Consider the following 12,988-nt stretch of genomic DNA (forward strand, 5'->3'; position numbering starts at 1 on the left):
AATAATAGTTTAATGGTAAACTAATTTGCAATCGACCTGCGCCGAGAGGGACACATGGCTGCACAATCTTTTGATCTGATCGTAATCGGTGCCGGTCCGGGCGGCTATGTCGCGGCCATCCGCGCCGCGCAGCTGGGGCTGAAAACCGCCGTTGTGGAACGCGAGCATCTGGGCGGCATCTGCCTGAACTGGGGATGTATTCCGACCAAGGCGATGTTGCGATCTTCCGAAGTGTTCCACCTGATGGAGCGGGCCAAGGAGTTCGGCCTCAGCGCCGGCAAGGTCGGGTACGATCTCGACGCGGTTGTAAAGCGGTCGCGGGATGTGGCCAAGCAATTGACCAGCGGCGTGGGGCACCTGCTCAAGAAAAACAAGGTCACCGTTGTGATGGGGGAGGCGACGATCCCTGCCAAGGGTAAGGTCAGTGTCAAAACCGACAAAGGGACCGAGGATTTGACGGCCAAGAATATCATTCTTGCGACCGGTGCTCGGGCACGCGAATTGCCGGGGTTGGAAGCGGATGGCGATCTGGTCTGGACCTATAAACATGCCCTGATGCCGCCGCGCATGCCCAAAAAGCTGCTCGTTATTGGGTCCGGTGCGATCGGGATTGAGTTCGCAAGTTTCTACAACACGCTCGGCGCCGACACGACAGTGGTCGAAGTGATGGACCGGGTTCTGCCGGTGGAAGATGCCGAAATCAGCGCCTTCGCCAAAAAGGCCTTCACCAAACAAGGCATGACCATCATGGAAAAGGCGATGGTCAAGCAACTCGACCGCGCCAAAGGCAAGGTGACCGCGCATATTGAGGTCAAGGGCAAGGTCGAGAAACACGATTTTGACACCGTCATCTCGGCTGTGGGCATTGTCGGCAATGTGGAAAACCTGGGTCTCGAAGCGCTGGGCGTGAAGATCGACCGAACCCATGTTGTGACGGATGAGTACTGCCGCACGGGCGTCGAGGGCCTCTATGCCATCGGAGATATCGCGGGCGCGCCCTGGCTGGCGCACAAGGCCAGCCACGAAGGTGTCATGGTTGCGGATCTGATTGCGGGTCAGCATGCGCATCCGGTCAAACCCGAAAGCATCGCAGGTTGTACCTATTGTCAGCCGCAGGTCGCGTCAGTTGGTTATTCCGAGGCAAAGGCCAAGGAACTCGGCTATGACATCAAGGTCGGGCGCTTCCCGTTTATCGGCAACGGCAAGGCGATTGCGCTGGGCGAAGCTGAGGGCATGATCAAAACCGTCTTTGACGCCAAGACCGGAGAGTTGCTGGGCGCCCATATGATCGGCGCGGAAGTTACGGAGTTGATTCAGGGTTACGTGGTGGGCCGTCAACTGGAGACGACGGAAGAGGATCTGATGAACACCGTCTTCCCGCACCCGACACTGTCAGAGATGATGCATGAAAGCGTTCTGGACGCCTACGGGCGCGTAATTCACATGTAAGAAAAGGGGGGCTCTGCCCCCGCCGCGGCAAGCCGCGCCTCCCCCGAGGTACTTTCAGCCAGATGAAGCAAGGGATCCGGTCTTCATCTGGCCCTAAATACCTCGGAGCGCGAGGCAGAGCCTCGCAAACAAGTCTACTTGGTCAACGCATCCAGGATGCGCGCCCAGGACCGAATGCCCTTGTGAAAGCTTTTGACGTCATATTTTTCGTTCGGCGAATGAATCGCATCGTCGTCATTGGCATAGCCGACCAGCATCGAATCCAGCCCGAGCTCGGTATTGAAATAACCGACCACGGGGATCGATCCACCCATTCCCGTGAACACCGCTTCCCGGTTCCACTCGTCCGACAGTGCACCCCGCGCCGCCTCGAATTCCGGTCGGTCCAAATTCATGACCGAGGCGGGCGAGCCGTCGAGATCTCCGTCCCAGACAACCTTGGCATCCGGAGACAGGCGCGCTTCGACATGTACGCGGATCTTGTCGCGCAGCGAGTCGGGATCCATATCGCCGACGAGGCGGCAGGTGATCTTGCAATGGGCCTCTGACGGGATCACCGTTTTGGTACCCGCGCCGTTGTAGCCGCCCCACAACCCATTCACCTCGAGGGTCGGGCGCGCCCATTGTTGTTCGAGAGTTGAATAGCCCTTTTCCCCGTGAGCCTGGGTGTAGCCGACCGAGTTCAGATACTCGGCCTCGTCGAACCCGCAGCCTTCCCATTGCCGCAACTGTTCTGCCGGCACCTCGTGGACGCCATCGTAGAACCCGTCCACCGCAACCCGCCCTGTTTCTTCATCATGGAACGAGGCGACGATTTTCGACAACTCGCGCAGCGGGTTGAGGCCGGGGCCGCCATAGTGCCCGGAATGCAGGTCGATGCGCGGGCCAATGATTGTGAATTCGTCTTTCAGCATGCCTCTGAGTTGCGAGGCAATCGATGGCACGCCGCGGGACACCATCGACGTATCGCAGACCAGTGCCAGATCGGCCTTAAGCTCAGCCGCATTCTCCTTGAGAAACGGCACCAGCGACGGAGAGCCCGACTCCTCTTCGCCTTCAAAGAAAAAGGTGATGCGGCAGGGCAGGGTGCCGTGAACGGCTTTCCAGGCGCGGCACGCCTCGACAAAGGTCATCAACTGTCCCTTGTCGTCCGAAGACCCGCGCCCCCGAATGACCGGACCGTAGTCCGTGTCCTCGATTGCCGGATCGAACGGATCGCGGTTCCACAGATCCAGTGGATCAACCGGCTGAACATCGTAATGTCCGTAAAACAAAAGGTGAGGCCCATCGCTGTCTTCACCGACATGCCCAACAACCATCGGGTGGCCGGATGTGGCCCGTTTTTCTGCAGTGATTCCGATGCTTTTCAGATCTGCGACCAGCCAGTCTGCGGCCTGGCTGACCTGTTCGTCATAGGCCGGGTCGGTCGAGATGGACGGAATACGCAGCAGTTCCATCAGGCGGTCGATCGAGGTTTGCAGATCGTCATCGATCCGGCTCAGCACGGCGTCTAGCGACATGGCGGTCTCCTGCAGGGATTATGTGTTTGCGGCAACCTATCAGCGTGGTCAGCGCCGTCCAGAGGGCCGGACCCTGAAATTGGTCTCGCATCGGAAACCTGTTGATCCGATGCCTGGGTGCCTGCGTCGTTTCCTCGCGTCTGTTGGCCGTAACTTGACTTGTCGAGGCGGGCGCAAGCTTATATTTGATGCAAATCAAAGTTGGGTTCACCGGTTCGACTGTAGGCAGTTGGTATCAAAGAACGCAAAATATCGCCAAAGCAGTGTAAACTGTAACAGGTGGTAGACTAGTTGCCAGGTTCGGACCACCGCATCAGGCATTCAAGGAGGGTCCGTTGGACTATACTGCTCAGCTCGATTCAGCGATTGCCAGGCTGCATGACGAAGGACGTTACCGGACCTTTATTGATATTGAACGCCGGAACGGGCATTTCCCGCATGCGGTGCGGACCCGTCCCGACGGGACGCATCAGAATGTGACCGTCTGGTGCGGCAACGATTATCTGGGCATGGGGCAGAATCCTGTGGTGCTGGAGGCGATGCACGAAGCCGTCGATGCGGCCGGTGCAGGGTCGGGCGGCACCCGCAACATCTCGGGCACAACGGTCTATCACAAGCGTCTGGAGGCGGAACTGGCCGATTTGCATGGCAAAGAATCTGCCCTGTTGTTCACCAGCGCCTATATTGCCAATGACGCAACGCTGAGCACGTTGCCGAAACTGTTCCCCGGTCTGATCATCTATTCCGACGCGCTGAACCATGCCTCGATGATCGAAGGCGTGCGCCGCAACGGCGGTTCCAAGCGTATCTTCCGCCACAATGACGTCGCTCATCTGCGTGAATTGCTCGAGGCTGATGACCCCGCAGCGCCCAAGCTGATCGCTTTTGAATCCGTGTATTCGATGGATGGCGATTTTGGGCCCATCGAAGAGATCTGCGATCTGGCCGATGAGTTCGGCGCGCTGACCTATATTGACGAAGTGCATGCCGTCGGCATGTACGGCCCGCGTGGCGGTGGTGTGACCGAGCGGGATCGTCTGGCCCACCGCATCGACATCATCAACGGCACACTCGCCAAGGCCTTTGGCGTCATGGGCGGGTATATCGCAGCCAGCGCGAAAATGTGTGACGCGGTGCGGTCTTATGCGCCGGGCTTCATCTTCACGACATCTTTGCCGCCCGCTGTTGCCGCAGGCGCCGCCGCTTCGGTGGCCTATCTCAAACAAGCACCGGAACTGCGAGAGCAGCATCAGACCCAAGCCAAAATTCTCAAGCTGCGGCTGAAAGGATTGGGCCTGCCCCTGATCGACCACGGCAGCCATATCGTGCCGGTCATCGTCGGCGACCCGGTGCACACGAAAGTTCTCAGCGACCGGTTGTTGGAAGATTACGGCATTTATGTGCAACCGATTAACTTCCCGACCGTCCCACGGGGAACCGAACGCCTGCGTTTTACCCCATCCCCGGTGCACGGACCCGGCGAATTGAACCGTCTGGTACAGGCGATGGACGAACTTTGGTCACATTGTGCGCTAAATCGCGCCGAACTTGCCGGCTAACCTCACGCCAACGTGTGCAACTTGTTTGTCGCGTGTTAAGCTTACGCTAACAAAAGTAGCGGACGAATCGTTATGGGGACGAGTCACCGTTAGCGTGAAACACACGTGAAGGCAGAATGGGGCAGCAGGGATGATTGGGCGCAAACCACAGCGCGAATCCGAAGGCGAAACGGATGTCAGGCCGAAAGGTTTTGATGACTATGAGGTTCGGCTTGGTGACATGATGCGCGGCGAGCGCGCGACCATGGGAAAATCTCTGCTCGATGTCCAGCGAGAGCTTCGGATCAAGGCCAATTACATCGCCGCGATCGAAAATGCTGATCCCGATGCATTTGACACACCCGGTTTCATCGCCGGGTATGTTCGTTCCTACGCCCGTTATCTTGGAATGAACCCGGACGAGACCTTCAACTCCTTCTGTCAGGAAAGCGGGTTCGAAGTTGCCCACGGCATGTCCGCCGAAGCTTCGGTCGTGCGCAAAGGGTCCAGCGACCTGCCGTCGCGCGGGCCTATGGGCCGTGACCCGTTCATCTCACCCAATACGCCCTACATTCCGGGCAAGGAATCCCTGGTCAGCCAGATCGAGCCGCGTGCCATTGGCTCGTCATTGGTCCTGTTGGCCCTGATCGGTGGTATTGGATATGGCGGCTGGGCCGTGCTGAACAAGATCCAGCAGGTCCAGGTCAGCCCGGTCGAACAGGCGCCCGTCGTTCTATCCGATCTGGATCCGCTGGATGCTGCGCGCAACAGCAGCGCTGCGGTTGACACCGCCAACGCCCCGAGCACCGAGGCGCTGGATCGCCTGTATCGTCCGCAAGCGCTGGATGTGCCGGTTCTTGTGGCGCGGGATGCGCCTATTTCCACGCTCGATCCAAGGTCCGTCGGTACCTTCCGCCCACCGGAGTTGCCTGCGGTCGAATTGGCCGAAGTGCATACCGTCGACAGACCGGCCTTGCCGCAGGTGGTCGAGCAAATCGACACCACGCTTAGGATTGTCGCCGTTGACCCGGCCTGGATGCGCGTGACGGCCGCCGACGGCAGCGTGATCTTTGAGGGCACATTGGGAACGGTTGAACAGGGCAATGTATTCGAAGTGCCGCTGACCGAAGAACCGCCTCTGCTGCGCGCCGGGGCATCCGGTTCGGTCTTTTTCTCGATGAATGGCGCGCATTACGGACCAGCGGGCGCACCCGGAACGGTCGCCAAAGGCGTGGTTCTCTCCAAGGATGCGGTCGCCGAAGTGTATGCCGTGGCAGATCTCGAGGCCGAGCAGAACAGTGCGCTCAAGCAATTGGTGGCTGAACTGCGGACCGAAGCGACAGAAGAGCCCGCCGAGTAATCCAGCCATTGCGGTACCCCCGTTGCCGGACTATCTAAAAGCTCAACTCAGGTAGTTGCGGACCCATCTTCATGTCCCTTAATCACATACGTCCCTGGCGCGACATTTATCGCCGGAAATCCCGGCAGATCATGGTTGGCAACGTGCCGGTCGGGGGCGACGCACCCATCGCCGTCCAAACCATGACCAACACGCTGACCACCGATGTCGCGGCAACCGTGGCACAGGTTCAGGCGGCGGCGGAGGCGGGCGCGGATATCGTGCGTGTGTCCGTCCCGGATGAAGCGTCGTCTGCTGCGCTGAAAGAGATCGTGCGCGAAAGCCCGGTGCCCATCGTCGCCGATATCCACTTTCACTATCGCCGGGGGATCGAAGCCGCCGAGGCCGGTGCGGCGTGCCTTCGGATCAACCCGGGCAACATAGGCAACGAGGCGCGGGTGAAAGAAGTGATCCAAGCCGCCCGTGACCACAATTGCTCGATCCGGATAGGCGTGAACGCGGGCAGCCTGGAAAAGCACCTTCTGGAAAAATATGCCGAGCCGTGCCCCGAGGCGATGGTCGAAAGCGGTTTGGAACACATCCGTATCCTCGAGGACAATGACTTTCACAATTTCAAGATCAGCGTGAAAGCCAGTGACGTCTTTTTGTCCGCTGCGGCGTATCAGGGCATTGCGGACGCGACGGACGCGCCGATCCACCTTGGCATCACCGAGGCCGGGGGGCTGGTCAGCGGTACCATCAAATCTGCCATTGGACTGGGAAATCTGCTGTGGATGGGGATTGGCGACACGATCCGCGTCAGCCTGTCCGCTGATCCGGTCGAAGAGGTCAAGGTCGGCTTTGAAATCCTCAAATCGCTGGGCCTGCGCCATCGCGGCGTGAACATCATCTCTTGCCCGTCCTGTGCCCGTCAGGGGTTTGATGTGATCAAAACCGTCGAAGCGCTGGAATACCGGCTGGAGCACATCAAGACACCAATGTCCCTGTCGATCATCGGCTGCGTCGTGAACGGCCCGGGCGAGGCGCTGATGACGGACGTGGGCTTTACCGGCGGCGGGGCAGGGTCGGGCATGGTCTATCTGGCAGGCAAGGCCAGCCACAAGATGTCGAACGACCAGATGATCGACCACATCGTGGAAGAGGTTGAGAAGAAGGCGGCAGAGATTGATGCTGCTCAAGAGGCGGCAGAATAGACCCTAGAAAAACGTGGTTGTGTTCTGAACTTTGCGATACCGTCAGGATTGTGACTGTCGTTCTTCTATTAGGTTAGTGACCTTGCTCAAGAAAATCCAAGCGCTGATAGCTTTGATGATGTTGACACCGCCCGGTCCGGGTTTAGCCAAAGACTATCCTGCTCTTATCGGAGACAAGGTTCAACCCGAATGCCGAATAGCGAAGGAGATGGCTGATTGGGCTTACAATTCGACACTTCCCGACATCAGATGGCCTGATTTTGTGAATGACGGCGCTAGCGCACAGATTGTTTTGTCCCGCCTAAGCTATTCTCGCGAAAAAGCTGTTTCTCTGAAATCTGGCGGCTACACGCTGTTTGATCCTGGGTTTTTCGAACGGAAAGAACCGGATGAGAAACTTGCTCCATATGATGAGTACTATTGGCAGCGAGTCCCGATTAATGGCACTAGGCTATTCGTTTGGTCGTCAACCCGCGGTTGGCGGGGCAATTGGTTCTATCTGTACCTTGTCGATGAAGACCAGGAATTTGAGGACACCCTCGCAAGGTTGTGGCCATCAAGGCGTGGCGAAGTCGAGCTGTTACCGATACTGGAGGACAATCTGTGGCAAGCACCCACGATTTTGAAAAATTCGGACGAAACCGGCGGTGCGTTCTGGGTAATCAATCAGAGAAGACAGTTTGCAGAATGGGGCATATGGGATGTCTATATGCCTACAGCAGATGAGATGACAATGCCATGTTGGATTGAATTTGTGCCGGACCGCTCCACCGGGCTTGAAGCCATGCCAAAAGCAGTGAAACGCTTTGCGGCCCTGGCGGACGAGGCACTGGGGCCGGGAAAGGGAGAAGGCACGCTTGCCCCGACATCCCGTATTCGCAACCGGGTTGCAAAGAGCTGGACTTTGGTTAGCGAAAGACCTTGGGCAATATCGCGAAACCTGTATAACACGCGCGATGAGGTGGACGACGGTTTGGAAGTCTGGGCGGGTAAGACACCCGCCAGAGCAGTTCTTTTGCGCAATCTGAAACGTCAATACAAAACGGCCCAGCTGCAACTGACCGAGTTCCTAACGGAACGTTTTCAAATACAACCGGCACAGGCCGAGCGGTACAGCGCGTTTGCGATGGACTACATGCTGCGCAGCTATTTTGTTTTTCATAGTCCAAGCGGTGGAAAAGCTTCAACCACTACAAACCCTTGGCCGCAAAAAATCCGCTAATTCCTAGAGGATTACTCTCTGAGCGTGGGTGAGTGGCGGGGCGAAACGCCCCATCCGTTCACCCGCGTTCAGCCCGCACGCCATCAGCGATCTGTTGCATCTGATCAGCCGGCAGGAAGCCTCGCAGCATTTCCGTTCCCAATACAAATGACGGTGTGCCCGAGATCTGCATCCGCTGCGCCAAGGCACGGGTTCGGGTGATCTCGTCAGTGACCTGTTCGCTGTCCATCGCTGCGATGATCGCGTCGCTGTCCAGTCCCAAGCCGTCCGAAATACGGCGCAGTGTCACTTCGCTCGGTTCGCCGCTGAATTCCAGCAGCGCGTCATGCACCTGCTTGTAAGCGTCATCGCCAGCCACATGTTTGGTGGCGACAGCAAAGCGCGACGACATGACCGATGCGTCGCCCAGGATCGGAAACTCCTTGATCACCAGACGGATGTTGCCGTCCTCTTTCAACAGGGTTTCCACCTCGGGCACCGCGCGGCGGCAATAGCCGCAGCGGTAATCCATGAACTCGACCAGTGTGATGTCCCCGTCGGGATTGCCACCGACCCAGCTGTAGCCGTCGTTGAACAGCTCTTCGGCATTGGCCGCGACCAGTTCCTTGTCTGCCTGCGCCTCGGCTGCCGCTTTTTCCTGTTCGAGAATATTGATCGCCTCGATGATGACCCCTGGGTTCTCCAGAAGGTATTCGCGGACCTGCGCGCCGAACTCGGCCTTTTCAGCCTCGCTCATGGCCGAGAGGTCCAGCGCCTGTGCCGGGTTTGCGATCAGGGAAAGCCCCAGAAGGGCGGGTGCAGCATGTCTGAGGATCATTTCCGTTTCCTTTTGTCTTTGTTTGCGCGTTCCGAGGCAATCAACACATCCTGCGCCCTTTGCCAACCCGGTGAACCTTCGGGCAACTGTCCGACGGCCCGTCTTGCGTGAATGCCGGCGTCTTCCAGACGGCCTTGCAGGGCATAGCGTTCCGCCGTCACTGCCGACGCCATCCCATTATTGCCCACCTGTGCGTAGGCCGCGCCCAGATCCCGCATCAATCGCGCGTTGCGATAGTCGCGTGCCCGCGCTTTTTCCAGGACTTGTAAGGCCGCGTTGGTTTGACCCTGCGCCAAAAGCGCGCGGCCATAGCCTGCCAGGATCAAAGGATCGTTGGGCGCCATGTCCACCGCCTGCCCATAGGCTTTAACAGCTTCTTGTAATTGCCTGTTTTCCAGCAGGATTTGCCCCTTTAACTCATAATAGAACGGGTCATCGGGCCGAATGGCAAGCGCCTCGTCGATGGCCGCGCGTGCCTGAGCCAGATTGCGGTTCTGGTGATGCGCCGAAGCTTCGCGCATCATGCGAATATCGCGATCGGTTTCTTCCTTGGCACGGCGCAACGTCCACGAGGGCGAGCGCAAAAAGGCCGACAACTTGCCCTTGACCCGCGCAAACCAGTAATCGGCGTTCGGGTTCGGTTGCGCCTTGTCGCCAAATTCGTTCAAAAAAGCCTCGGCCGCGCGCAGACGCTCGCGGCTGGTGGGGTGCGACCGCATATAGGGGTCCTGGTTTGCAAAGCTCAGCAACTCCTGACCGGCGAATTTGCGGTGCAGCTTGACCATACCGCTGGGAGATATGCCCGCCCACCGAAGATAACTTGCCGCGCTGCGGTCGGCAGAGGCCTCCTCGGCCCGGGTATGGCCCAGAAAGCTGCGCAGGGCCGAGGCCTGCGTGCCGGCGGCAATCCCTGCTGCGGCTTCACCACCACCCGCCGCCGCAGCGATCAATGCAAGAGCGGTACCTAGACCGGCATTCCTCTGCGCGGCGCGCAGGTTTTCCGCCCGGCGCGCCAGATGTCCGTTGGCGATATGCGCGGCCTCGTGTGCGATGACGGCCTGCAGCATCTCAGGGCTTTCGACTGTCAAAATCAGACCATAATTCAGATAGATAGCATTGTAGTCGATGACAAAAGCGTTGAACGTGCTGTCATTGACAACCAGTATGCGCACCCGGTTGGTGTTCAGACCTGCCGCGCGCAGAACAGGAAAGGCCAGTTCGCGCAGGCCATGTTCGATGTCCGGGTCCCGGATCAGGCTTTGCGCATGGCTTTGTGCCGCTGCCGCCAGCCACACGACAACCGCCAGCATCAGGGCCGGGATTGACGCCAGCCGGGATACGCGTTCAAAAGCCATGGCTGCAACATGGGAGATGGGCATGAGAAACTCAACCCGGTCCGAGGTCGATCCCTTCATCGTGATGGATGTGATGGAGGCCGCGCGCAAGGCGGAAGAGGCCGGACGCCACGTTATTCACATGGAGGTGGGCCAGCCGGGAACCGGAGCGCCAAAGGGGGCCGTTCAGGACTTGGCGCGCGCCATGGAGCAGGGGCCGCTGGGCTATACGGTGGCGCTGGGTCTTCCTGCTTTGCGGCAGCGGATCGCCCGGATGTATGGCGAATGGTACAACGTCGACCTGAACCCCGACCGGGTGGTGATCACCCCCGGGTCGTCGGGCGGGTTTCTCCTGACGTTTACAGCCCTGTTCGACAGCGGCGATCGCGTTGGTATCGGGGCGCCGGGCTATCCGTCTTACCGGCAGATCCTAAAGGCGCTCGGCCTTGTACCTGTTGATCTGCCAACCGCGCCCGAGAACCGCTTGCAACCCGTGGCGGCGGATATTCAGGGTATGGACCTGAGCGGTCTGATGGTGGCCTCGCCAGCCAACCCGACCGGGACCATGCTGGACCACGCCGCAATGGGCGCGTTGATCGCGGCGGCACAGGGGCAGGGTGCGTCCTTCATCAGCGACGAGATTTATCACGGGCTGGAATACGAGGCCAAAGCCGTGACCGCTTTGGAACTGACGGACGAGTGCTACGTGATCAACTCGTTCTCCAAGTATTTCTCGATGACCGGGTGGCGCGTTGGCTGGATGGTTGTTCCCGAAGATCAGGTTCGCGTGGTCGAACGTATCGCCCAGAACATGTTCATTTGCGCCCCACATGCCAGTCAGGTCGCCGCTCTGGCGGCAATGGACTGCGAAGACGAATTGCAGGGCAATCTTGATATCTATCGTCGGAACCGGACACTGATGCTTGAGGGACTGCCAAAGGCCGGATTCACCAATATCGCGCCGCCCGACGGTGCGTTTTACGTCTATGCCGATGTCTCGGGCCTGACTGACGACAGCCGCGCCTTTGCAGCAGAGATCCTGGACAAGGCCGGTGTCGCGGTGACGCCGGGTCTGGATTTCGACCCGCAGCGCGGTCACACGACGCTGCGTTTTTCCTATGCGCGTGCGACTGCGGACATTCAGGAGGGGCTGGAGCGGTTGCGGAACTTCATGGCCGCGCGCGGGGTGGTGTCAGAGCGGGTCTAAACCGTTCACAAACCTGCTGTCTTGGTATAGGCTGGCCCTAACGATCTCGGGAAAACTTGAGGCCATGAGCAGGATTATTTATTGCATAGCGCTGATCTGCGCGCTGGCAGGTGGTGCCGCTGCGCAGGATTTCAGCGCTCTGGCGCGCGTTCAGCCGGACCAGAGCCGGATCGTGGACGCCGGACGGTCGGGCGTGCGGGTCGACATCGGCCTCAGCCAAGGCGTTCCGTACCGCATATTCACGCTGCGGGATCCTTACCGCATGGTGCTGGACTTTCAGGAGGTCGACTGGACGGGTCTGAACGGTCAGGAGTTCCTGCAATCCGAGCGCATCAGCGGTGTTCAGTTTGGAGCCTATGTTCCCGGCTGGTCGCGGCTTGTACTGGACCTTGGTGCCCCGATGGCCGTCGACACGGCGGGTATGCGGGTGGATGTTGCCTCAGGAGCCGCTGTGCTGTCCCTCAGCCTGACAGGAACCGATTTCGACGCGTTCAACGCCAGTGCCGGTGAACCCCGCAACCCGGATTGGGATTTGCCCGAACCGGCAGACACAGCCTACGTCTTTCCCCGCACCGGCGGAGCATCGTTGCGCGTGATGCTCGATCCGGGCCATGGCGGTATCGATCCGGGGGCCGAAGTTGGCGGTATCAACGAAAAAACCATGATGCTGACATTTGCACGCGAACTGCGCGAGTTGCTTTTGCGCTCGGGCGGATATGACGTGATGCTGACCCGTGTCGAGGATGATTTCGTGTCCCTGGAGCGCCGCATCGCGCTGGCGCATCAGGCCGGGGCGGACGTTTTCATTTCGCTGCACGCGGATTCGCTGTCCGAGGGTCAGGCGCATGGGGCGGCGGTTTACACGCTGTCCGAAGAGGCCTCGGATGTGGCCAGCCTGAAACTGGCCGAGCGGCACGACCGGGGCGATCTGATATCCGGAATTGATCTGAATGGCACCGATGATCAGGTGACCGACGTCCTGCTGGATATGGCGCGGCAGGAAACCAAGCCACGCACCAACGCGCTGGCGCAGGCGCTTGCCAATGGAATGGCGCAGCAGGGCGGGCCGATGAACAGGAAACCGCTGCGCACAGCCTCTTTTTCAGTGCTCAAGGCCGCTGACGTTCCGTCGGTTCTGGTCGAACTTGGGTTTCTGTCCAGCCCCCGGGACTTGAAGAACCTCAAAGACCCAGAATGGCGCGCCAAAATGGCGCTGGGGCTTTATCAGGGGCTGGAGGCCTGGCGCCAGCAGGATCTGGTTCGGCAGTCGCTGATTGGACAGTGACCTGACGGCGCAAAACGGCTAGAATGCGCCATCGTGTTTTGACCCTGCGACGGCGCGACACTA

10 protein-coding genes are annotated in these 12,988 nt (G+C 59.2%); 7 read left to right on the top strand and 3 right to left on the bottom strand.

Annotation, left to right across the window (positions count from 1 at the left end; translation table 11 throughout):
• Positions 1 to 54: 54 nt before the first annotated feature.
• On the top strand, positions 55 to 1,449 hold the full coding sequence (gene lpdA / locus ACR3E0_RS08665; protein WP_480478096.1) for a dihydrolipoyl dehydrogenase: 1,395 nt from the start codon (positions 55 to 57) through the stop codon (positions 1,447 to 1,449).
• Between the two features lie 134 nt (positions 1,450 to 1,583).
• On the opposite strand, the gene ACR3E0_RS08670 is transcribed toward lpdA, so the two are convergent.
• A complete protein-coding gene (locus ACR3E0_RS08670) occupies positions 1,584 to 2,969 on the bottom strand; it encodes a dipeptidase (protein ID WP_480478098.1) in 1,386 nt (461 codons plus the stop codon).
• A gap of 335 nt (positions 2,970 to 3,304) precedes the next feature.
• Here ACR3E0_RS08670 and hemA point away from each other — a divergent pair, with 335 nt between their 5' ends.
• The 4 genes from hemA (at position 3,305) to ACR3E0_RS08690 (ending at position 8,282) form a co-directional block, all read left to right on the top strand.
• Positions 3,305 to 4,528 (top strand): 5-aminolevulinate synthase, encoded by a 1,224-nt coding sequence (hemA, locus tag ACR3E0_RS08675; protein ID WP_480478100.1) that lies wholly within the window; start codon positions 3,305 to 3,307, stop codon positions 4,526 to 4,528.
• A gap of 130 nt (positions 4,529 to 4,658) precedes the next feature.
• On the top strand, positions 4,659 to 5,867 hold the full coding sequence (locus ACR3E0_RS08680) for a helix-turn-helix domain-containing protein (protein ID WP_480478102.1): 1,209 nt from the start codon (positions 4,659 to 4,661) through the stop codon (positions 5,865 to 5,867).
• 71 nt (positions 5,868 to 5,938) lie between these two features.
• Entirely contained in the window at positions 5,939 to 7,060 is a 1,122-nt protein-coding gene (gene ispG / locus ACR3E0_RS08685; RefSeq protein ID WP_480478104.1) for a flavodoxin-dependent (E)-4-hydroxy-3-methylbut-2-enyl-diphosphate synthase, read from the top strand.
• Between the two features lie 82 nt (positions 7,061 to 7,142).
• Positions 7,143 to 8,282, top strand: a complete 1,140-nt coding sequence (locus ACR3E0_RS08690; protein ID WP_480478106.1) for a hypothetical protein — start codon at positions 7,143 to 7,145, stop codon at positions 8,280 to 8,282.
• Between the two features lie 58 nt (positions 8,283 to 8,340).
• On the opposite strand, the gene ACR3E0_RS08695 is transcribed toward ACR3E0_RS08690, so the two are convergent.
• Together ACR3E0_RS08695 and ACR3E0_RS08700 are read right to left on the bottom strand one after the other, a co-directional pair.
• Positions 8,341 to 9,099: a DsbA family protein gene (locus ACR3E0_RS08695; RefSeq protein ID WP_480478108.1), complete on the bottom strand. Its 759-nt coding sequence runs from the start codon at positions 9,097 to 9,099 to the stop codon at positions 8,341 to 8,343.
• Positions 9,096 to 10,478, bottom strand: a complete 1,383-nt coding sequence (locus ACR3E0_RS08700) for a M48 family metalloprotease (RefSeq protein ID WP_480478110.1) — start codon at positions 10,476 to 10,478, stop codon at positions 9,096 to 9,098. The genes ACR3E0_RS08695 and ACR3E0_RS08700 overlap by 4 nt, the downstream gene beginning before the upstream one ends.
• Here ACR3E0_RS08700 and ACR3E0_RS08705 point away from each other — a divergent pair.
• Positions 10,477 to 11,640, top strand: coding sequence for a pyridoxal phosphate-dependent aminotransferase (locus ACR3E0_RS08705; RefSeq protein ID WP_480478112.1), 1,164 nt, complete (start codon positions 10,477 to 10,479; stop codon positions 11,638 to 11,640). The two genes, ACR3E0_RS08700 and ACR3E0_RS08705, sit on opposite strands and share 2 nt — an antisense overlap.
• 64 nt (positions 11,641 to 11,704) lie before the next feature.
• On the top strand, positions 11,705 to 12,925 hold the full coding sequence (locus ACR3E0_RS08710; RefSeq protein ID WP_480478114.1) for an N-acetylmuramoyl-L-alanine amidase: 1,221 nt from the start codon (positions 11,705 to 11,707) through the stop codon (positions 12,923 to 12,925).
• Positions 12,926 to 12,988: the final 63 nt, after the last annotated feature.

The organism is Ruegeria sp. AJ12 (assembly GCF_056536245.1).

What these genes read in the sequence shown, in the direction of transcription:
- lpdA (WP_480478096.1), top strand. Translation starts at nt 55, where the DNA reads ATGGCTGCACAATCTTTTGATCTGATCGTAATCGGTGCCGGTCCGGGC.
- ACR3E0_RS08670 (WP_480478098.1), bottom strand. Translation starts at nt 2,969, where the DNA reads ATGTCGCTAGACGCCGTGCTGAGCCGGATCGATGACGATCTGCAAACC.
- ACR3E0_RS08680 (WP_480478102.1), top strand. Translation starts at nt 4,659, where the DNA reads ATGATTGGGCGCAAACCACAGCGCGAATCCGAAGGCGAAACGGATGTC.
- ispG (WP_480478104.1), top strand. Translation starts at nt 5,939, where the DNA reads ATGTCCCTTAATCACATACGTCCCTGGCGCGACATTTATCGCCGGAAA.
- ACR3E0_RS08695 (WP_480478108.1), bottom strand. Translation starts at nt 9,099, where the DNA reads ATGATCCTCAGACATGCTGCACCCGCCCTTCTGGGGCTTTCCCTGATC.
- ACR3E0_RS08705 (WP_480478112.1), top strand. Translation starts at nt 10,477, where the DNA reads ATGAGAAACTCAACCCGGTCCGAGGTCGATCCCTTCATCGTGATGGAT.
- ACR3E0_RS08700 (WP_480478110.1), bottom strand. Translation starts at nt 10,478, where the DNA reads ATGCCCATCTCCCATGTTGCAGCCATGGCTTTTGAACGCGTATCCCGG.
- ACR3E0_RS08710 (WP_480478114.1), top strand. Translation starts at nt 11,705, where the DNA reads ATGAGCAGGATTATTTATTGCATAGCGCTGATCTGCGCGCTGGCAGGT.